This window comes from Kitasatospora sp. NPDC028055 (genome assembly GCF_040637885.1).
In the GTDB taxonomy this organism is placed as follows: domain Bacteria; phylum Actinomycetota; class Actinomycetes; order Streptomycetales; family Streptomycetaceae; genus Kitasatospora.
Genome location: NZ_JBEZXE010000075.1, coordinates 13,008 through 31,851, shown reverse-complemented (window position 1 = coordinate 31,851; position 18,844 = coordinate 13,008). Strand labels below are relative to the sequence as shown.

Below are 18,844 nucleotides of genomic sequence, written 5' to 3'. Positions count from 1 at the left end.
CGGCGCCCCCGCCCCCCCCCCCCCCCCCCCCCGGGGGGGGGGTTTTCTGATCTATTCCAAGTCGCTGTGGTCTAATTCCGCCCCGCCGCGATTTTTATCGCGGCGGGGCGGTGAAGTATCTGAATATTCTTGGTGATGTTCTCGCTCCTCTTCTCATGGGCTCGCTGGTTAACTTTCTGAGTGGAGTGAGAAGTGTTGGCTCTGGTTTCGGCGGCCCCGGCCGACTTGGCCGGGGCCGCCGTTGCTTCTGTGATTTCAGGGCGCGGCGGGGTGGAATGAGTAGAAGTCCGCTGCAGAAGGCGGCGATGGAGCGGTGACGGGTGGTGCGGGGCCGGGGTCAGCCGCGTTGGAGGAGGCGGGTGGCGCCGGTGACGACGGTGGAGGCGAGGAGCCAGCCGACGACGACGAGGCCGGCGGCGATCCACTGGCTGGCGCCGCCGGGGTTCCAGGCGCCCTGGTTGAGGTCGACGATGGGCAGCAGCCGGTCGAGGGTGTAGAGCACCGCGTTCCAGTGGGGTTGCTCGTCGGCCTTGAGCGGGTCCAGCGGGTGGGTGGCGAACCAGATGCTGCCGAGGGCCCAGGTGAGCAGCAGCCACAGGCCGGCGCGGCCGGGGCGGTAGCCGTAACCGACGGTGACGTCCTGGACCAGGCCCCAGCCCCGGGCGGGCAGTGGCAGGGTCTCCCGGCGGCGGCGCTGCTTGGCGTACAGCACCTCGCGGGCGTCGTCGTCGGCGCCGTCGCGACGCAGCGCGGCGGCGAGCTGCTCGTAGGACTCCGGCTGGAACTCGACCGCCGAGCCCTCCAGCCAGGCGATCCGCTGCTGGACGGTGAACTGTCCGACCGGGCGGAGGTTCTCGTAGACGAAGCCGGTCAGCCGCAGGTGCTTGCCGAGCGGCCAGGCGTCCGGGGTGTCGACCAGGTTGCCGACCCGGGCGCGGGAGAGGGAGACGGTGCCGGTGGGCCGGATCTTGCAGGTGAACCGGAGTTCGGGGGTGTGGATGCGGCGCAGCGAGAGCTCGTCGTCACCCTCCAGGTGGAATTCGCCGGAGATCAGGCAGGCGGCGTCGAAGCGGGCGTCCGAGAGCCGCACCTGGCCGTAGGCGCGGAACGGGGTGCTGGGCGCGTCGGGCGGGGGGCTCTGGCCGTAGCCGGAGCCGTAGTAGCTGCGGGAGCCGAACCAGCCGCCGTCGGCCGAGCTGGTCAGGTAGAGGGTGTGGCCGACGTTGAGCCGGACGGCGTTGAGGCAGACCCGGTTCTGCGGGTCGGCGTGCAGCTGGGCGCCGCGGAGCGAGAAGCGGCCGCCTATTCGGGCCGTGCGGACGCTCAACTCGCCCCGGGTCTCCAGGCGTTCGGCCTCGAAGTCCTGGTGGACGGTGATCCCGTCGGCGGACACCGCGCGGCCGTAGCGGTCGCCGCCGATGACGGCCAGGTTGAGCAGCAGGTCGGTGCCGATCTTGGCGTCGGTGAGCCGGATGCCGTCGGGGATCCGGCAGCGGGCCAGGTGGACGTCGCCGGTGGTGGCGAGCCGGGAGGCCTCCAGCCGGGGGATCAGGCAGTCGACCATCCGCAGGGTGGTGGCCGAGGCCTCCGAGATGAGGATCTTGTGCTCGAAGCGGCAGCCGCGCAGTTCGACGTACCGGTCGATGTGGCCGCCGGCCAGGTTGAGCGCGCCGGTGACGTACACCCCGCTCATCCGCAGCGAGGCGACCCGCCCGGCGGTGGGCCGCGGGCCGGCCAGCAGGAGGTGGGCGAGGACCTCGGCGCTCACCGTGCGTTCGGGGCCCCAGACGGTGTCCCCGAAGGGGTCGTCGATGTCGGTCCGGCCACACCGGAGGTCGAAGACCTCGCCCTCGCGGAAGGCCTCCCAGAGCTCCCGCTCGGTGTCGGTCCAGCTCTCCGGAGCACTCTCCGCCATCGTTTCCCCGTCCCCCCGGTCGTCTCGCCTTTCGTATCACGGACTGAAATGCGGGACCACCCGTTCCGGCCACTCCTTACACTGGGTGGCGTGATCTCTCGAATCGACCTCCGCGGCTCGCTGGACGACCCGCGTGCCCTGCTGCCCCGTGCCGAGTTCGACGTGGCGGCCGCCCTGGAGAAGGTGCGGCCGATCGCCGAGGACGTACGCCATCGCGGGGTCGCGGCGCTGATCGAGATCACCGAGCGTTTCGACGGCGTCCGGCTGGAGTCCACCCGGGTGCCCGCCGAGCAGCTGACCGAGGCCCTGGAGACGCTGGACCCGAAGGTGCGGGCCGCGCTGGAGGAGTCGATCCGCCGCGCCCGGGCCGTGCACGCCGACCAGCGCCGCACCGGGCACACCACCCAGGTGGTGCCGGGCGGCACGGTCACCCAGCGCTGGGTGCCGGTCGAGCGGGTCGGCCTGTACGTGCCGGGCGGGCTGGCGGTCTACCCGTCCTCCGTGGTGATGAACGTGGTGCCGGCCCAGGAGGCGGGCGTCCGGGGCATCGCGGTGACCTCGCCGCCGCAGAAGGAGTTCGGAGGGCGGGTCCACCCGACCATCCTGGCGGCCTGCGCGCTGCTCGGCGTGGACGAGGTCTACTCCGTCGGCGGCGCCCAGGCGGTCGCGATGTTCGCCCTGGGCACCGAGGAGTGCGCCCCGGTGAACATGGTCACCGGCCCCGGCAACATCTACGTGGCCGCCGCCAAGCGGCTGTTCGCCGGCCGGATCGGCATCGACTCCGAGGCCGGCCCGACCGAGATCGCCGTCCTCGCCGACGACAGCGCGCTGCCGAGCGACGTCGCCGCCGACCTGATCAGCCAGGCCGAGCACGGCCCCACCTCCGGCTCGGTGCTGGTCACCGACTCCCCGGAGCTGGCCGACGCGGTCGAGGTCGAGCTGGTCACCCAGGTCGGCCGGACCAAGCACGGCGAGCGGGTCGCCGAGGCGCTCGGCGGCCGCCAGTCCGGCATCATCCTGGTCGACGACCTGGAGCAGGGCCTCGCCGTGGTCAACGCCTACGCGGCCGAGCACCTGGAGATCCAGACCCGCGACCCGCACGCGGTCGCGGCGAAGGTCGTCAACGCCGGCGCGATCTTCATCGGCCGCTGGACCCCGGTCTCGCTGGGCGACTACGCGGCCGGCTCCAACCACGTGCTGCCGACCGGCGGCTGCGCCTGCCACTCCTCCGGGCTGTCGGTGCAGACCTTCCTGCGCGGCGTCCAGGTCGTCGAGTACGACCGGCAGGCGCTGGCGGACGTCGCCGCGCACGTGGTCAACCTGGCGGAAGCCGAGGACCTCCCCGGGCACGGGGACGCCGTCAAGGCTCGCTTCGACTGGACGGTGCCGGGCACGTGACCATCCGTACGACCCGTATCGACGACCTGCCCATCCGGGACGAGCTGCGCGGCCAGTCCCCGTACGGCGCCCCGCAGTTGGACGTCCCCGTCCAGCTGAACACCAACGAGAACCCGTACCCGCTGCCCGAGGAGCTGGTGGCCCGGATCGCCGAGCGCGTCGCCGAGGCCGCCCGCCACCTCAACCGCTACCCCGACCGGGACGCGGTCGAGCTGCGCGAGGGCCTCGCCGCGTACCTGACCCGCACCACCGGCTTCCCGGTCACCCGCGAGCAGGTGTGGGCCGCCAACGGCTCCAACGAGGTCCTCCAGCAGCTGCTGCAGACCTTCGGCGGCCCCGGCCGCACCGCGCTCGGCTTCGAGCCCTCCTACTCGATGCACGCGCTGATCTCCCGGGGCACCGGCACCGCCTGGATCTCCGGCCCCCGCGACGACGACTTCACCATCGACGTGGACGCCGCCCTCGCGGCGATCGCCGAGCACCGGCCGAACGTGGTGTTCATCTGCTCGCCGAACAACCCGACCGGGACGGCCGTCGAGGCGGAGACCGTCCTGCGGCTGTACGAGGCCGCGCAGGCCGCCCGGCCCAGCCTGGTGGTCGTGGACGAGGCGTACGTCGAGTTCTCGCACCGCGCCTCGCTGCTGCCGCTGGTCGAGGGCCGCCCCAACCTGGTGGTCAGCCGCACCATGTCCAAGGCCTTCGGCGCCGCCGGGCTGCGCCTCGGCTACCTCGCCGCCGACCCGGCCGTGGTCGACGCCGTCCAGCTGGTCCGGCTGCCGTACCACCTGTCGGCCGTCACCCAGGCCACCGCGCTGGCCTGCCTGGAGCACACCGACACCCTGCTGGGGTACGTCGGCCGGCTCAAGCAGGAGCGCGACCGGCTGGTGGACGCGCTGCGCGGGATGGGCCTGGAGGTGACCGACTCGGACGCCAACTTCGTCCAGTTCGGCCGCTTCGCCGACACCCACGCCGTGTGGCGGGCCATCCTCGACCGGGGTGTCCTGGTCCGTGACAACGGGGTCCCCGGGTGGCTGCGCGTCACCGCCGGCACGCCCGCCGAGAACGACGCCTTCCTGGACGCCGTCCGTAATGTGATCAAGGAGCTGTAACCCCTCATGTCCCGCATCGGACGCGTCGAGCGCACCACCAAGGAGACCTCCGTCCTGGTCGAGATAGACCTCGACGGAACCGGCAAGACCGACATCTCCACCGGCGTCGGCTTCTACGACCACATGCTCGACCAGCTCGGCCGCCACGGCCTGTTCGACCTCACCGTCAAGACCGACGGCGACCTGCACATCGACACCCACCACACCATCGAGGACACCGCCCTCGCGCTCGGCGCCGCCTTCAAGCAGGCGCTCGGCGACAAGGTCGGCATCTACCGCTTCGGCAACTGCACGGTGCCGCTGGACGAGTCGCTCGCCCAGGTCACCGTCGACCTCTCCGGCCGGCCCTACCTGGTGCACACCGAGCCCGAGGGCATGGCGCCGATGATCGGCAGCTACGACACCACGATGACCCGGCACATCCTGGAGTCCTTCGTGGCCCAGGCGCAGATCGCGCTGCACGTGCACGTCCCGTACGGGCGCAACGCGCACCACATCGTGGAGTGCCAGTTCAAGGCACTGGCCCGGGCGCTGCGCTACGCCGCCGAGCGGGACCAGCGCGCGGCCGGAATCCTTCCCTCGACCAAGGGTGCGCTGTGAACAAGTCCGCGACGATCCTCCTCTTCGTCGGCCTCTTCCTGGCGGGCGGGGTGATCTCCTTCTGGAAGCAGAAGCTCCCGAAGGGCGTCATCCTGGTGTTGGCCATCGGGGCCGTGATGTGCCTGGGCTCCGGCCTCATGCGCCTGTAACACCCGTAGCAGAGAGACTGGACACCTGAACATGGGCAAGAACGTCGTCGTCCTCGACTACGGCTCCGGCAACCTCCGCTCCGCGCAGCGCGCCCTGGAGCGGACCGGGGCGAACGTCACGGTCAGCTCCGACTACGACACCGCGATGGCCGCGGACGGCCTGCTCGTCCCCGGCGTGGGCGCCTTCGAGGCCTGCATGCGCGGCCTCAGGTCCGTCCGCGGTGACTGGATCATCGGCCGCCGGCTCGCCGGGGGCCGCCCGGTCATGGGCATCTGCGTGGGCATGCAGATCCTCTTCGAGAAGGGCGTCGAGCACGGGGTGGAGACGCCCGGCTGCGACGAGTGGCCCGGCACCGTCGAACCGCTGGACGCCCCGGTCGTCCCGCACATGGGCTGGAACACCGTGGACGTGCCCGAGGGCAGCCGGATGTTCGCCGGCCTCGACCCGGAGACCCGCTTCTACTTCGTGCACTCCTACGGCGTGCGGCACTGGGAGCTGGAGACCCACAGCGCGCGGATCAACCCGCCGCTGGTCACCTGGGCCACGCACGGGCAGCCGTTCGTCGCCGCGGTCGAGAACGGCCCGCTCTGGGCCACCCAGTTCCACCCCGAGAAGTCCGGCGACGCCGGCGCCGCCCTGCTGACCAACTGGGTCAACACCCTCTGAACGTCTGAGAGTTGTTACTGATGAGCCTTGAGCTGCTGCCCGCCGTCGACGTCCGCGACGGCCAGGCCGTCCGCCTGGTCAAGGGCGCCTCCGGCACCGAGACCTCCTTCGGCGAGCCGCTGGCCGCCGCCCTCGCCTGGCAGAACGCCGGCGCCGAGTGGCTCCACCTGGTCGACCTGGACGCCGCCTTCGGCACCGGCACCAACTACGAGCTGCTGCGCGAGGTCACCGGCCGGCTGGACCTCAAGGTCGAGCTGTCCGGCGGCATCCGCGACGACGAGTCGCTCGCCCGCGCCCTCGCCACCGGCTGCACCCGGGTCAACCTCGGCACCGCCGCCCTGGAGGCCCCCGAGTGGGTCGCCAAGGCCATCGCCGAGCACGGCGACAAGATCGCCGTCGGCCTGGACGTGGTCGGCACCACCCTGCGCGGCCGCGGCTGGACCCGCGACGGCGGCCAGCTCTTCGACGTCCTGGAGCGGCTGAACGCCGAGGGCTGCGCCCGCTACGTCGTCACCGACGTCAACCGCGACGGCACCCTCACCGGCCCCAACCTCCAGCTGCTGCGCGACGTCTGCGGCGCCACCGACCGCCCCGTCGTCGCCTCCGGCGGCGTCTCCTCCCTCGACGACCTGCGCGCCATCGCCGGTCTCGTCGACCTGGGTGTCGAGGGCGCCATCGTGGGCAAGGCACTCTACGAGCAGAAGTTCACCCTCGAAGAGGCCCTGGAGGCGGTTTCCGGATGACGGAAGGTCGGATCGTACGCGGCCGGGTGACGGGTTTCTCCCCCTGGGAGGAGGAGTTCGGCTACTCCCGGGCGGTCGCCGCGGGCGACCACGTGCACGTGGCCGGGTCCACCGCCTGGGTGAACGGCCGGATCGAGCACGAGGGCGACCCGTACCGGCAGACCCTCGCCGCGTTCGGCGTCGGGCTCTCGGCCCTCGCCGCGTACGGCCTGACCGCGGACGACGTGGTCCGCACCCGGATGTACATCACCCACGCCCGCGACGCCGAGGAGGTGGGCCGCGCCCACCGCCGACTCTTCGACGCCGCACGCCCGGTGGCCACCATGGTGGTGGTCGACGGGCTGATCGACTCCCGGATGATGGTCGAGGTCGAGCTCGACGCGTACCGCACCGGGCTGGCAACGACCCTGGAAGCCCTGGAAGGCAAGCAGCCGTGACCCTCGCCGTACGTGTCATCCCCTGCCTGGACGTGGACGCCGGGCGGGTGGTCAAGGGCGTCAACTTCCAGAACCTGCGCGACGCCGGCGACCCGGTCGAGATGGCCAAGCTCTACGACGCCGAAGGCGCCGACGAGCTGACCTTCCTCGACATCACCGCCTCCTCCGGCGACCGCGAGACCACCTACGACGTGGTCCGCCGCACCGCCGAGCAGGTGTTCATCCCGCTCACCGTCGGCGGCGGCATCCGCGCCGTCGACGACGTGAACCAGCTGCTGCGGGCCGGCGCCGACAAGGTCGGGGTCAACACCGCGGCCATCGCCCGGCCCGAGCTGATCCGCGAGATCGCCCAGCGCTTCGGACGGCAGGTGCTGGTGCTGTCGGTCGACGCCCGGCGCTGCGCCGAGGGCGTGGAGACCGCCTCGGGCTACGAGGTCACCACCCACGGCGGGCGCCGCGGCACCGGCCTGGACGCCGTCGAATGGGCCGGCCGGGCGGCCGAGCTGGGCGCGGGCGAGATCCTGCTCAACTCGATGGACGCCGACGGCACCAAGGACGGCTACGACCTGGAGATGATCCGGGCCGTGCGCAAGGCGGTGTCGGTGCCGGTCATCGCCTCCGGCGGGGCGGGCAAGCTCGCCGACTTCGCCCCGGCCGTCGAGGCCGGCGCGGACGCCGTCCTCGCGGCCAGCGTCTTCCACTTCGGGGACCTGCGGATCGGCGAGGTCAAGAACGCGCTGCGGGAGGCCGGGCACCCGGTGCGGTGACCTGCGCTGTCGTGGAAGAGGGCCCGTCGCCGGTGTGCGGCGGGCCCTCACGCGTGTTCACGACTCGCGCGGTTCGCCCTTGATCAGGGCGAACGGGGCGCCGTTCGGGTCCGCCAGCCAGGCGATCCGGCCGACGTTCTGCACGTTCTCGGCCGCCATCAGCACCTGGCCGCCGGCCGCCGTCGCCTTGCGGATCAGCGCGTCCACGTCGTTGGCGGCGAAGTACGGTGTCCAGGCGGACGGCTGGTCCGGCTGCATCGTCGGGGCGATGCCGCCGAAGCTCGTCTGCTGCTGGTCGCCCTCGGCGGTGGAGATCACCCGGTAGCTCATCCCCGGGGACGGCTCGAAGTTCTCCACCCGCCAGCCGAACAGCCCGTGGTAGAAGGAGAAGGCGCCGTCCTGGTCCTTGGTGTGCAGCTCGGACCAGACCAGCGTGTTGTCCTCGGACACGGTGTCCAGGCCGACCGTGTTCCCGGCCTGCCAGACCGCGAACTCGGCGCCCTGCGGATCGGTCAGCGCGGCGAACCGGCCCTCCTGCATGACGTCCATCGGCGGGACCCGGACGGTGGCACCGGACTGCTCGGCCGCCTTGACCGTCTTCTCCACGTCGGCGGTGCGGAAGTACGTCGTCCAGGCGGACCGGGCGCCCGCGTCGAGGTTGCCGAGCGCGCCGACGGTCTTTCCGCCCGCCTGGAGGAACCCGTAACCGCCCGCTTCGGGAACCTCCTGGAACGTCCAACCGAAGACCTTGCCGTAGAACGCGGCGGTGGCCGGGATGTCCGGGGTGCCGAGGTCGATCCAGCAGGGCGAGCCGATGGGGAAGTCGGTGGTGAGCATGAGGTGGTGCCCCTTCGATGGAGAGTGACCGGGGCGGTTCCGTCGGGCGCGCGCACGCCCCCTCCCCGGCCACCTGAGAGTCTGCACCCGGGTACTGGCATCCGCAGCCGGGGCGCGCCCGGTCGGCTGGGCCGTCGGGCGGCGGGGCGGCGGGGCGGCCGGTCGGCGGGGCTGCGGGGCGCCGCAGGGCGTGGCCGGGCGCCGGCTACAGCCAGCCGCGCTGCGCCGCCTTGAGGCCGGCCTCGAAGCGACTGGTGGCATCGAGCCGCTCCATCAGGGCGGACATCTGGCGACGCACGGTGCGCAGCGAGATGCCGAGCCGCTTGCCGGCGGCCTCGTCGGTCAGGCCCGTCCCGAGCAGGCGGAGCAGGTCGCGTTCGGACGGGGTGAGGCCGGTGTCGTGATGCGTGGGCTGGTCGGCGCCGAGCGGTACGGCGGTGGACCAGGCCTGTTCGAACAGGGCGACCAGGGAGGCCACCAGACCGGGCTCGCTGGTACAGAGCGCCCCGAGCCTGGTCCGCGTCGGGTCGATCGGGACGACGGCGGTGCGCCGGTCGAAGACCAGCAGCCGGGGCGGCAGCAGGGGCGCCGTCCGCACCTGGCCGCCGAGCTCGGTGAGCCACTGGGCGTACGCGTGGGTGGCCTGGTCGTTGCGGACGCTGTCCTGGTAGAGCGTCCGCATGGCGACGCCGCGCTCCAGGGCGTCCTGGTCGAGCGGGCGGGCGGCGTCCATGCTGGCCTGGGACTGCGCCCCGCCCGAGATCGCGGCGAGGAACTCCTCCTGGAGGCCGCGCGCCAGCATCTCGAGCTTGGCCTGGATCGCGTCCATCCCGACCAGGCGCTCGGTGGCGTCCGAGGCGGTGTTGGGCACCAGGTCCGCGTAGGCGGCGACGGCCCGGGCCACGGCCGCCTTGCTGGCGGCCAGCTCCTGCTGGCGGCGGGCCAGCTCGTCCTCCTGGCGGCGGAGGACGGCCTCCAGACCGACCGCCGGGCTGACCGGGCGCAGCGCGCCGGACACCTCCTGGGAGGGCCGCAGCAGCGTCAGGTCCGCGAGTTGGTCGAGGGCTTCCCTGACGGTGGTCTCGGAGAGGCCGAGCCGGCGGCAGAGGTCGGCGACCCCGCAGCCGGGCTCGACCAGCAGGGCGGTGTAGACGGCTTCCGCCGTCGGGTTCAGTCCGAGTACTTCGAGCACGATTCCCCCCGGTCGCGGCGATGCGGGCGGCCCGGCAAACGTCAAGGCCACCTGCGTGATTCTCACAGTTCGAACACGTGCGTGCAAGGAGAGCTGACGGACCGTCGGAGGAGCCGGTGTGGTGGCGGTGGCGGCCCGGACCGCTGAGGCGGAGGTGGAGAGCCGGGGCTGGGGTGGCGCGATGGTGCCAGGCCTGATGGTGCCTCATGGAAGGCCTTCCGGAGCGCCGGTCGGGCTTGCAGGATAGGGATCACCGAGCCGCAGGGGCGCCGAGCCCCGGGCCGGTGGGAGACGGGAAAGCAGCCGTCGCCCGTTCGACGAAACTGATCGACCATCAACCAGGGGGTTGTTCTCCATGCGGATCTCCGCTCGCGTTTCCGGTGTCCTCGCGGCTGCGGCAGTGGTGGCCACGCTCGCTCTGCCGGCCGTCACCGCCGCCGCCACCGCACCGGTCACCGTGGCGGGCGTGTCCGCGGCGAGCGACCCCGGCACGGGCGTGCCCACCCCGAGCGGGACCGGCAAGCCCGGCCTGGGCGACCCGGGCAGCATCAGCTGGGACAGCAAGAAGTGACCACTGCCGTCGGCGCCGGCCACGCGGACCGAGCCCGATGCACATTGTCCGTCTCACCCTGACGAGCCCCGACCCGCGTCCGCCCACCGGGGCCGACGCCCATGTCCTCAAGGACGTGCTCTGGGCCCACGCAGATCCCTGCGGCGGCCTGGAGCACGTCCAGTCGAGAGTCCGTCAGGACTCCATCGACCTCATCATCTTCACCAGCGGCGGAAGCGGCGACAACGCCCCCGCCCATTCGCTGGCCATCTGTTCCGCCGCCCTCTCGCGGTCTCCGGTCTTCCGGTCCTGGCGTCTCTCCGTCGCCGGCTGACGGCCGTCCACATCCTGCCGGAGTTCCTCCGGCGCTTCCTCTGCCGGTGATCCGGGCGCCCTTCGCCGCACCGGTCCTCCGAATGCCCTTTCCAGGAGTTCTCATGTCCCGCAAGGCCTATCTCCGCACGTCCGCCGTCGCCCTCGGCCTGGCCGGCTCGCTGTCGCTCGGGCTGTTCGTCCAGGGCGGCGCCGCGTTCGCCGCCGAACCCGCCCCCGCGGCCGCCGCCACGACCGCCACCGCGGTCGCGGGCGGCGAGTACGGCGGCGCCGGCCAGCCGGTCGGCGCCGGCAAGGGCGCAGGAGCCTTCCAGGCGCCCTCTGTTGACGGTTCGTCCGCCGCCGCCTCGGTGCTGGCCCCCGCGGTCTCCCGGAGCGAGGCGATCCAGCGCGCCAAGACCTGGGTCGGCATCGGCCTCGACTACAGCTGGACCGGCTCGCACGACGGGTACCGCACCGACTGTTCCGGCTACGTCTCGATGGCCTGGAAGCTCGGCGACTCGCTGACCACCGACACCTTCGGCCCGCAGGGCGTCACCGAGGGGATCAGCAAGGGCGACCTCAAGGCCGGCGACGCGCTGCTCAACGACAACAGCGGGGCCAGCGGCCACGTGGTGCTGTTCGAGAAGTGGACCGACTCCGACCACTACATGGGCTACGAGTTCACCGGCAGCGGCGTCCACTACCGCGAGATCCCCTACCCGTACTACCCCGGCTACGGCACCTTCGTGCCGGTCCGCAACAAGTCCATCCGCGAGGACGGCCCGTCGGACCCGGGGATGACGAACCTGACGGCCGGTGACTTCAACGGTGACGGCAAGAAGGACCTGGTGGCGGTGGAGGTGTCGACGGGGAAGCTGTGGCTGTACCCGGGGTCGGGGTCGGGCACGCTGGGCAGCCGGGTGGAGATCGGTACCGGTGGTTGGAACGGGATGAGCAACCTGGCGGCCGGTGATCTGAACGGTGACGGCAAGGACGACATCGTGGCGACCGAGAAGTCGACGGGGAAGCTGTGGCTGTACCCGGGGACGGGTCGTGGTCTGGGTGACCGGGTGGAGATCGGTTCCGGTGGTTGGAACGGGATGAACAACTCCGCGGTGGGCGACTTCAACGGTGACGGCAAGAAGGACCTGGTGGCGAGTGAGAACTCGACCGGGAAGCTGTGGCTGTACCCGGGCAACGGCCACGGTCTGGGTGACCGGGTGGAGATCGGTACCAGTGGCTGGAACGGGATGAACAAGATCGTCAGCCCTGGTGACATGAACAAGGACGGCAAGGACGACCTGGTGGCGACCGAGACGTCCACGGGGAAGCTGTGGCTGTACCCGGGGACGGGTCGTGGTCTGGGGGACCGGGTGGAGATCGGCAGCGGTGGTTGGAACGGCATCTCCGACTACGCGGGGGCGGACTTCACCGGTGACGGCATCGGTGACCTGGCGGCGGTGGAGTCCGCGCCGGGCGAGACCGGGAAGCTCTACCTCTACAAGGGCACCGGCAACGGGCTGAGCTCCCGCACCGAGATCGGCACCGGAGGCTGGTAGACCGCGTAGCGGCTCCGCCGACCTCGCCCGGTCGGCCGCCGCAACCGGGGTGGGCCCGCGATCACCGTGCGGGCCCACCCCGCCCACCCACCTTTCCCTCGTTCGCCTTCCCCCCGCCGCGTGCCGCCCTGCCCGGATCCGTCCCCGGGCGGCTCCGCCGTGCCCGTCTGCTTGGAGAGATCCGTGAACCACCACCGTCTGAGGGGCGTCGCCTCGCTCGTCGTGGCGGCCGGCGCGCTCACCGCCGCCCTGCCGCTGAGCCCGGCCGCCCAGGCGGCCGAGCCCGTCGTCGCCGGGTCGGCGGCTGATCCTTCCGCTGTCGGTCAGAACGTCAAGACCGTGACGTACCAGGGGCTTTCGCTCCAGGTGCCGTCGAGCTGGTCGGTGGTCGACCTGGCTCAGGCCCCCGACACCTGCGTCCGGCTGGACCGGAACACCGTCTACCTCGGCCACCCCGGCGCGGACCAGAACTGCCCGACCCACCTGATCGGGGAGAAGGCGGACGCGCTGGTCGTCGAGACCTTCGCCGGTGCCGCCGAGCGGGCCGACCTCACCACCGTCGCGGTGCCCGCCGGGCGCGGCGTTCCGTCCCTGCCGGACAGCGTCGGCCAGGAGGCGCGGGTGGCCTTCGAGGGCGCCGGCGTCTATGTGACGGCGAGCCACGCCGCCTCCTCCGCCGCCGCGGTGCAGCGCATCCTCGCCTCCGCGGCGATCGAGGGCGGCGCCACCGCGGCCCCGGTTCCGGTGCCGCAGTCGCCGAAGGCCGCACCGGGCGCCCTGGCCGCGCCCGCCGCGTCCGCCGCGGCGTCGGAGGCCTCGTCGGCGACGCCGAGCACCGGCTACACCGGCAAGGCGTTCGACGCCTGCGCCGCCCCTTCGTCCGGCGCGATGTCGGACTGGGCCTCCTCGCCCTACCGGGGCGTGGGCATCTACATCGGCGGTCCGACCCGGGTCTGCGCGCAGAACAACCTCACCGCGTCGTGGGTCGCGGAGCAGAGCGGTGCGGGCTGGCACCTGCTGCCCATCTACGCGGGCACCCAGGCCGCGGGGATCTCCTCCTCGGACGCCGAGGGCCAGGGCCGGGCGGCGGCGGAAGCCGCGGTCAACCTGGCCCAGGGCCTGGGCTTCACCAGCGGCACGGTGCTCTACGTCGACATGGAGGCCTATGCCCCCGGCTACCGCACCAACGTGCTGAACTACCTGTCGGGCTGGACCAGTCGACTTCACGAGCTCAACTTCCGCTCCGGCGTCTACAGTTCCTCGTCGAGCGGGATCAAGGACATGGTCGCCGTGTACAACTCGTCCGGCTTCGACCGCCCCGACGTGGCCTGGTCGGCGAACTGGAACAACGCCGCTGACACCGACGACAGTTACATCCCGGCGGGGTACTGGTCCAACCACCAGCGCGTCCACCAGTACGCCGGCGACGTCACGGAGTCGTACGGCGGCACCTCCATCAACATCGACCGGAACTACGTCGACGTCGCCGCCAAGGCCTCGGTGAACGACCCGGGGATGACGAACCTGACGGCCGGTGACTTCAACGGTGACGGCAAGAAGGACCTGGTGGCGGTGGAGGTGTCGACCGGGAAGCTGTGGCTGTACCCGGGGTCGGGGTCGGGCACGCTGGGCAGCCGGGTGGAGATCGGTTCCGGTGGTTGGAACGGGATGAGCAACCTGGCGGCCGGTGATCTGAACGGTGACGGCAAGGACGACATCGTGGCGACCGAGAAGTCGACGGGCAAGCTGTGGCTGTACCCGGGGACGGGTCGTGGTCTGGGTGACCGGGTGGAGATCGGTTCCGGTGGTTGGAACGGGATGAACAACTCCGCGGTGGGCGACTTCAACGGTGACGGCAAGAAGGACCTGGTGGCGAGTGAGAACTCGACCGGGAAGCTGTGGCTGTACCCGGGCAACGGCCATGGTCTGGGTGACCGGGTGGAGATCGGTACCAGTGGCTGGAACGGGATGAACAAGATCGTCAGCCCTGGTGACATGAACAAGGACGGCAAGGACGACCTGGTGGCGACCGAGACGTCCACGGGGAAGCTGTGGCTGTACCCGGGGACGGGTCGTGGTCTGGGTGACCGGGTGGAGATCGGTTCCGGTGGCTGGAACGGGATTTCCGACTACGCGGGGGCGGACTTCACCGGTGACGGCATCGGTGACCTGGCGGCGGTGGAGTCCGCGCCGGGCGAGACCGGAAAGCTCTACCTCTACAAGGGCACCGGCAACGGTCTGAGCTCCCGCACCGAGATCGGCACCGGCGGCTGGTGAGCCGTCGAACCCAACGAAGTCGAACGCAACGAAGCAGTACTGAACGAACGTCAGCCAACACCGATTCCAGGGGGAGAACACCCATGTCCGCACACACCCGCATGCGCAGGAGCCTGGCCGTCCTCGTGCTGAGCCTCGCACCGCTCGGCCTCGCCGGCACGGCCGATGCCGCGTCGGTCAGCACCTGGGACAAGGTGGCCGCCTGCGAGAGCAGCGGCAACTGGTCCATCAACACCGGCAACGGCTACTACGGCGGCCTCCAGATATCCGAGGACAACTGGCGGCACTACGGCGGCACCCAGTACGCGGCCTATCCGCACCAGGCGACCAAGAAGGAACAGATCCTGATCGCCGAGAAGATCCTCGCCGACCAGGGAGCCGGCGCATGGGGATGCAGCCCCGGCACCGGACTGTCGACCGACCATGCGGACCCGTACCCGGCAGGCCCGTCGGACCCGGGGATGACGAACCTGACGGCCGGTGACTTCAACGGTGACGGCAAGAAGGACCTGGTCGCGGTGGAGGTGTCGACCGGGAAGCTGTGGCTGTACCCGGGGTCGGGGTCGGGCACGCTGGGCAGCCGGGTGGAGATCGGTACCGGTGGCTGGAACGGGATGAGCAACCTGGCGGTCGGTGACCTGAACGGTGACGGCGGGGACGACATCGTGGCGACCGAGAAGTCGACCGGCAAGCTCTGGCTGTACCCGGGCAACGGCCACGGCATCGAGGGCCGGATCGAGCTCGGCAGCGGCGGCTGGAACGGCATGAACAACACCGCGGTGGGCGACTTCAACGGCGACGGCGTCGCCGATGTCGTGGCGAGTGAGAACTCGACCGGGAAGCTGTGGCTGTACCCCGGCCGCGGCGGGTACCTGGGTGACCGGGTGGAGATCGGTACCAGTGGCTGGAACGGGATGAACAAGATCGTCAGCCCTGGGGACATGAACAAGGACGGCAAGGACGACCTGGTGGCGACCGAGACGTCCACGGGGAAGCTGTGGCTGTACCCGGGCAACGGCCACGGTCTGGGTGACCGGGTGGAGATCGGCAGCGGTGGCTGGAACGGCATCTCCGACTACGCGGGGGCGGACTTCACCGGCGACGGCATCGGTGACCTGGCAGCGGTGGAGTCCGCGCCCGGTGAGACCGGGAAGCTCTACCTCTACAAGGGCACCGGCAAGGGGCTGAGCTCCCGCACCGAGATCGGCACCGGCGGCTGGTAGGCCGAAGGTCGGACGGCGGGCCCGTCGGTCAGGGATCTCCCTGGCCGGCGGGCCCGCCGTCGTCGATCGCCGGCGGTGGGGTGATCGGCGGTCGGGTGGCCGGCGGTGAGGTGGCAGGGCGTCGGCGGGTGTGAGCCGCGTCACTTCCGCGGTGGTCGTGCAGCAGGGCGCGGCCGGCTGCCGTCATGGGGGTGGAAGTGACGGCGGGAGAGAGTGAGGCCGCGGGTGAGGCTGCGCAGGACCGGTCCCGGGATCGACTTCGTCGAGTTCGTGGAGCAGCGTTCGGGCGCGCTGTTCCGCACGGCGTACGTGCTCACCGGGGACGCCCACACCGCGGAGGACCTCGTGCAGGAGACGCTGGAGCGGGCCTGCCGCCACTGGCGGCGGGTGACGCGCGCGGAGGTGCCCGAGGCATACGTCCGTCGGATCCTGGTGAACCTGGCCAACGACCGCTGGCGTCGGCTGCACCGCTCGGGCGAGCGCCCCGCGCCGGAACCCGGCGTCGAGCGCCCCGATCCCCGCGACGCCTACCGGTCGGTGGAGCTGCGCGCGGAGCTCGTCGCGGCGCTGCACACGCTGCCGATGGGGATGCGCACCGTGGTCGTCCTGTACTACCTCCACGACCTCGGGGACCAGGAGATCGCGCAGACGCTGGACATCTCTCCCGGCGCCGTGCGCTCACAACTCGCCCGCGGGCTCGCGAAATTGCGGGCCGCGCTGCCTCGGCAGGATGTCCCGTCCGCGTCGTCGACCTCGCGTGAAGGTGCGTGATGATCCGTTTCCCGCCCCACGACCCCGGCCCCGCATCCGGCCCCGCATCCGATTCCGCTTTCGACCAGGAGTTGCTCGCCGCCATGACTGCCTTCGCCGACGATGCCCCCGCCCCCGTGATCGACGCCGTGGGGATCCGGCGCGCGGTGCGCCGGCGCACCGCGCTCACCGGAGCCGCGGCGGTGGCGGCGGTGGCCGTCATCGCGACGGGCGCCGCCCTGCTCGTACCCGGATCGACGGGTGGCGGCGACCGCCCGTCGGGGACCGGGCCGGCCCCGGCCGTCCAGTCGGCGCCCGCTTCCGCCTCGGCTTCCGCACCCGCGTCCGTCTCGGCATCGGCATCGGCCTCGGCCCCGGCGCCCGTCGGCGGGCCGACGGCGACCGAGGGCGCCCCTTCCCCCGCCGCCCCGCCCGCGCCCGGCGCCGCCACGGTGACCGTGCCCTCGCTCACCGGCCTGTCCCGGGACGCCGCCACCCGGCTGCTGGACGCGGCCGGGCTGCGCTACGAGGTCCACGAGCTCACCGACTGGAAGGTGCCCGCCGGATCCGTCGTCAACTCCGAGCCGCAGGCCGGGCGTACCGTGGCGGCGAACGAGACGGTCCAGCTGTTCATCTCCAAGGGCCGCCCCAAGGGCTGACCGGCCGACCGGGCCGCGGGGGCCCACCGGCACCACCGGTGGGCCCCCGCGACCGCGCGGGTTTCTCGGTTGCCGCTGCCGCCACCCGCTTCGTATGCTGCTGCGCAACGCGTCGACGGAGACGAGTAGCCAGGGAACACGCGAGCAGAGAGAACCGCCGGAAGCTGGGAAGGCGGTCTCGCGCCCCGAGGCGAAGACCCTCCTGAGCGCGGGGAGGAACGACCCCACATCCGGTGGTCCAATGCCCCGCCGGCCGGCCCCCGTCACCGGGCCTGAACGAGGCCGCCGCTCCGGTGGCGGCGAAAGTGCGGTGGTACCGCGAGTCACCCTTCTCGCCCGCACTCCCAAGGGATCATGACGATGTCCTTCGGAGGACCTCAATGATCCACAGCCGCGTCCGTGTCTCCGAGCTGCGGGAACACGTCGGCCGTACCGTCTCCGTCTGCGGGTGGGTGCACACCCTGCGCCTGCAGCGCGCCATGCAGTTCGTCGTCGTGCGGGACGGCACCGGCCTGGTGCAGGTGACCCACCGGCGGGACGGCGGGCCGCTGGAGGCCAGGCTCGACGCCCTCACCCCCGAGTCCGCCGTGCGGATCACCGGCCGCGTCGTCGAGGCGGCCCAGGTCAAGCTCGGCGGCCTGGAGCTCGTCCCCGAGACGGTCGAGGTGCTGAACCCGGCCGCCACTCCACTGCCGATCGACGACCGCACCGGCCCGGAGCAGCGGCTGGACTGGCGCTTCCTGGACGTGCGCCGCCGCCCCGCCGCGCAGCTGCTGTTCGCTGTCCAGACCACCCTGGAACAGGGCCTGCGCGCGTACGCCCACGCGCAGGGCGCCACCGAGATGCACACCCCCAAGCTGATGGGCACCGCCTCGGAGTCCGGCGCGGAGGTCTTCGAGGTCGGCTACTTCGGCCGCAGCGCCTACCTGGCGCAGTCGCCGCAGTTCTTCAAGCAGATGGCGATCGCGGCCGGCATCGACAAGGTCTTCGAGATCGGGCCGGTCTTCCGTGCCGAACCGTCGTTCACCTCCCGGCACGCCACCGAATTCACCGGCGTGGACGTGGAGTTGGCCTGGATCGACGACGTCGAGGAGGTGATGGCCTTCGAGGAGCGGATGCTCGCCCACGCCATCGCCGAGGTCGCGGACCGGCACGGGGAGGCGATCGCCGAGCACTTCGGCGTCGAGGTCACCGTGCCCACGACGCCCTTCCCCCGGATCACCATGGCCGAGGCGCAGGAGATCCTCCGCGAGGGCGGCTGGGACCGGGAGGGCGTCAAGGACGACCTCGACCCGGAGGGCGAACGGGCCATCGCGGCCCACCTCAAGGAGGCCACCGGGCACGAGTTCGCCTTCATCACCCGCTACCCGGTCGGCATCCGGCCCTTCTACCACAGGCGCCCCGCCGACGACCCGACCGTGACCCTGAGCTTCGACCTGCTCTGGAAGGGCCTGGAGATCACCACCGGCGCCCAGCGCGAGCACCGGTACGACGTGCTGCTGGAGCAGGCCGCCGAGAAGGGCCTGGGCGCGGAGCCGATGCGGGACTACCTGAACGCGTTCCGGTACGGCTGTCCGCCGCACGGAGGCTTCGGCATGGGCCTCGGACGGGTGTTGATGGTCCTGCTCGGCCTGCCCTCGATCCGCGAGGCCAGCTTCCTCTTCCGCGGCCCGAACCGGCTCACGCCGTAGGACGGC

The 18,844-nt window shown here is 71.8% G+C and carries 19 protein-coding genes; 16 read left to right on the top strand and 3 right to left on the bottom strand.

Going from position 1 to position 18,844, the window contains the following annotated elements; genetic code table 11:
- Window positions 1-337 precede the first annotated feature (337 nt).
- Window positions 338-1,915 carry an oxidoreductase gene (locus tag AB0F71_RS38005; protein ID WP_360245237.1) on the bottom strand — a complete coding sequence of 526 codons (1,578 nt, stop codon included), beginning with the start codon at window positions 1,913-1,915 and terminating at the stop codon, window positions 338-340.
- 90 nt (window positions 1,916-2,005) lie between these two features.
- Between AB0F71_RS38005 and hisD the strand changes: the two genes are divergently transcribed.
- From hisD to hisF, 8 genes are read left to right on the top strand one after another with little or no spacing between them, the layout of a single operon-like run.
- Window positions 2,006-3,313, top strand: a complete 1,308-nt coding sequence (gene hisD, locus AB0F71_RS38000; RefSeq protein ID WP_360245234.1) for a histidinol dehydrogenase — start codon at window positions 2,006-2,008, stop codon at window positions 3,311-3,313.
- Window positions 3,310-4,422 (top strand): histidinol-phosphate transaminase, encoded by a 1,113-nt coding sequence (locus tag AB0F71_RS37995; protein ID WP_360245231.1) that lies wholly within the window; start codon window positions 3,310-3,312, stop codon window positions 4,420-4,422. The genes hisD and AB0F71_RS37995 overlap by 4 nt, the downstream gene beginning before the upstream one ends.
- Before the next feature lie 6 nt (window positions 4,423-4,428).
- Entirely contained in the window at window positions 4,429-5,022 is a 594-nt protein-coding gene (gene hisB, locus AB0F71_RS37990) for an imidazoleglycerol-phosphate dehydratase HisB (protein ID WP_360245228.1), read from the top strand.
- Window positions 5,019-5,171, top strand: coding sequence for a hypothetical protein (locus AB0F71_RS37985; protein ID WP_360245225.1), 153 nt, complete (start codon window positions 5,019-5,021; stop codon window positions 5,169-5,171). The genes hisB and AB0F71_RS37985 overlap by 4 nt, the downstream gene beginning before the upstream one ends.
- A 31-nt stretch (window positions 5,172-5,202) precedes the next feature.
- Window positions 5,203-5,838: an imidazole glycerol phosphate synthase subunit HisH gene (gene hisH / locus AB0F71_RS37980; RefSeq protein WP_360245222.1), complete on the top strand. Its 636-nt coding sequence runs from the start codon at window positions 5,203-5,205 to the stop codon at window positions 5,836-5,838.
- Between the two features lie 17 nt (window positions 5,839-5,855).
- Window positions 5,856-6,581 carry a bifunctional 1-(5-phosphoribosyl)-5-((5-phosphoribosylamino)methylideneamino)imidazole-4-carboxamide isomerase/phosphoribosylanthranilate isomerase PriA gene (gene priA / locus AB0F71_RS37975; protein WP_360245246.1) on the top strand — a complete coding sequence of 242 codons (726 nt, stop codon included), beginning with the start codon at window positions 5,856-5,858 and terminating at the stop codon, window positions 6,579-6,581.
- Window positions 6,578-7,018, top strand: a complete 441-nt coding sequence (locus AB0F71_RS37970) for a RidA family protein (RefSeq protein ID WP_360245219.1) — start codon at window positions 6,578-6,580, stop codon at window positions 7,016-7,018. Before priA ends, AB0F71_RS37970 begins: the two co-directional genes overlap by 4 nt.
- Complete coding sequence (hisF, locus tag AB0F71_RS37965) at window positions 7,015-7,785, top strand: imidazole glycerol phosphate synthase subunit HisF (protein ID WP_360245216.1); 771 nt, start codon at window positions 7,015-7,017, stop codon at window positions 7,783-7,785. Before AB0F71_RS37970 ends, hisF begins: the two co-directional genes overlap by 4 nt.
- Window positions 7,786-7,842: 57 nt before the next feature.
- On the opposite strand, the gene AB0F71_RS37960 is transcribed toward hisF, so the two are convergent.
- Both AB0F71_RS37960 and AB0F71_RS37955 read right to left on the bottom strand, forming a co-directional pair.
- Window positions 7,843-8,622 (bottom strand): VOC family protein, encoded by a 780-nt coding sequence (locus AB0F71_RS37960; protein ID WP_360245213.1) that lies wholly within the window; start codon window positions 8,620-8,622, stop codon window positions 7,843-7,845.
- A gap of 205 nt (window positions 8,623-8,827) precedes the next feature.
- On the bottom strand, window positions 8,828-9,814 hold the full coding sequence (locus AB0F71_RS37955) for a LuxR C-terminal-related transcriptional regulator (RefSeq protein WP_360245210.1): 987 nt from the start codon (window positions 9,812-9,814) through the stop codon (window positions 8,828-8,830).
- A gap of 355 nt (window positions 9,815-10,169) precedes the next feature.
- Here AB0F71_RS37955 and AB0F71_RS37950 point away from each other — a divergent pair, with 355 nt between their 5' ends.
- From AB0F71_RS37950 to aspS, 8 genes are all read left to right on the top strand, one after another.
- A complete protein-coding gene (locus AB0F71_RS37950) occupies window positions 10,170-10,385 on the top strand; it encodes a hypothetical protein (protein WP_360245207.1) in 216 nt (71 codons plus the stop codon).
- A gap of 37 nt (window positions 10,386-10,422) precedes the next feature.
- On the top strand, window positions 10,423-10,698 hold the full coding sequence (locus tag AB0F71_RS37945; RefSeq protein WP_360245204.1) for a hypothetical protein: 276 nt from the start codon (window positions 10,423-10,425) through the stop codon (window positions 10,696-10,698).
- A gap of 103 nt (window positions 10,699-10,801) precedes the next feature.
- On the top strand, window positions 10,802-12,238 hold the full coding sequence (locus tag AB0F71_RS37940; RefSeq protein WP_360245201.1) for a VCBS repeat-containing protein: 1,437 nt from the start codon (window positions 10,802-10,804) through the stop codon (window positions 12,236-12,238).
- 183 nt (window positions 12,239-12,421) lie between these two features.
- Complete coding sequence (locus AB0F71_RS37935) at window positions 12,422-14,515, top strand: glycoside hydrolase domain-containing protein (protein ID WP_360245198.1); 2,094 nt, start codon at window positions 12,422-12,424, stop codon at window positions 14,513-14,515.
- A gap of 83 nt (window positions 14,516-14,598) precedes the next feature.
- Entirely contained in the window at window positions 14,599-15,738 is a 1,140-nt protein-coding gene (locus tag AB0F71_RS37930; protein ID WP_360245195.1) for an FG-GAP-like repeat-containing protein, read from the top strand.
- A gap of 231 nt (window positions 15,739-15,969) precedes the next feature.
- Window positions 15,970-16,509 carry a SigE family RNA polymerase sigma factor gene (locus AB0F71_RS37925; RefSeq protein WP_360245243.1) on the top strand — a complete coding sequence of 180 codons (540 nt, stop codon included), beginning with the start codon at window positions 15,970-15,972 and terminating at the stop codon, window positions 16,507-16,509.
- Window positions 16,510-16,592: 83 nt separating this feature from the next.
- The gene (locus AB0F71_RS37920) at window positions 16,593-17,147 is read left to right on the top strand and encodes a PASTA domain-containing protein (RefSeq protein ID WP_360245192.1); all 555 of its coding nucleotides are present in this window, start codon (window positions 16,593-16,595) and stop codon (window positions 17,145-17,147) included.
- 380 nt (window positions 17,148-17,527) lie between these two features.
- Entirely contained in the window at window positions 17,528-18,838 is a 1,311-nt protein-coding gene (gene aspS / locus AB0F71_RS37915) for an aspartate--tRNA(Asn) ligase (RefSeq protein WP_360245189.1), read from the top strand.
- Window positions 18,839-18,844: the final 6 nt, after the last annotated feature.

What these genes read in the sequence shown, in the direction of transcription:
- AB0F71_RS38005 (WP_360245237.1), bottom strand. Translation starts at nt 1,915, where the DNA reads ATGGCGGAGAGTGCTCCGGAGAGCTGGACCGACACCGAGCGGGAGCTC.
- hisB (WP_360245228.1), top strand. Translation starts at nt 4,429, where the DNA reads ATGTCCCGCATCGGACGCGTCGAGCGCACCACCAAGGAGACCTCCGTC.
- hisH (WP_360245222.1), top strand. Translation starts at nt 5,203, where the DNA reads ATGGGCAAGAACGTCGTCGTCCTCGACTACGGCTCCGGCAACCTCCGC.
- AB0F71_RS37970 (WP_360245219.1), top strand. Translation starts at nt 6,578, where the DNA reads ATGACGGAAGGTCGGATCGTACGCGGCCGGGTGACGGGTTTCTCCCCC.
- AB0F71_RS37960 (WP_360245213.1), bottom strand. Translation starts at nt 8,622, where the DNA reads ATGCTCACCACCGACTTCCCCATCGGCTCGCCCTGCTGGATCGACCTC.
- AB0F71_RS37950 (WP_360245207.1), top strand. Translation starts at nt 10,170, where the DNA reads ATGCGGATCTCCGCTCGCGTTTCCGGTGTCCTCGCGGCTGCGGCAGTG.
- AB0F71_RS37945 (WP_360245204.1), top strand. Translation starts at nt 10,423, where the DNA reads ATGCACATTGTCCGTCTCACCCTGACGAGCCCCGACCCGCGTCCGCCC.
- AB0F71_RS37940 (WP_360245201.1), top strand. Translation starts at nt 10,802, where the DNA reads ATGTCCCGCAAGGCCTATCTCCGCACGTCCGCCGTCGCCCTCGGCCTG.
- AB0F71_RS37930 (WP_360245195.1), top strand. Translation starts at nt 14,599, where the DNA reads ATGTCCGCACACACCCGCATGCGCAGGAGCCTGGCCGTCCTCGTGCTG.
- AB0F71_RS37920 (WP_360245192.1), top strand. Translation starts at nt 16,593, where the DNA reads ATGACTGCCTTCGCCGACGATGCCCCCGCCCCCGTGATCGACGCCGTG.
- aspS (WP_360245189.1), top strand. Translation starts at nt 17,528, where the DNA reads ATGATCCACAGCCGCGTCCGTGTCTCCGAGCTGCGGGAACACGTCGGC.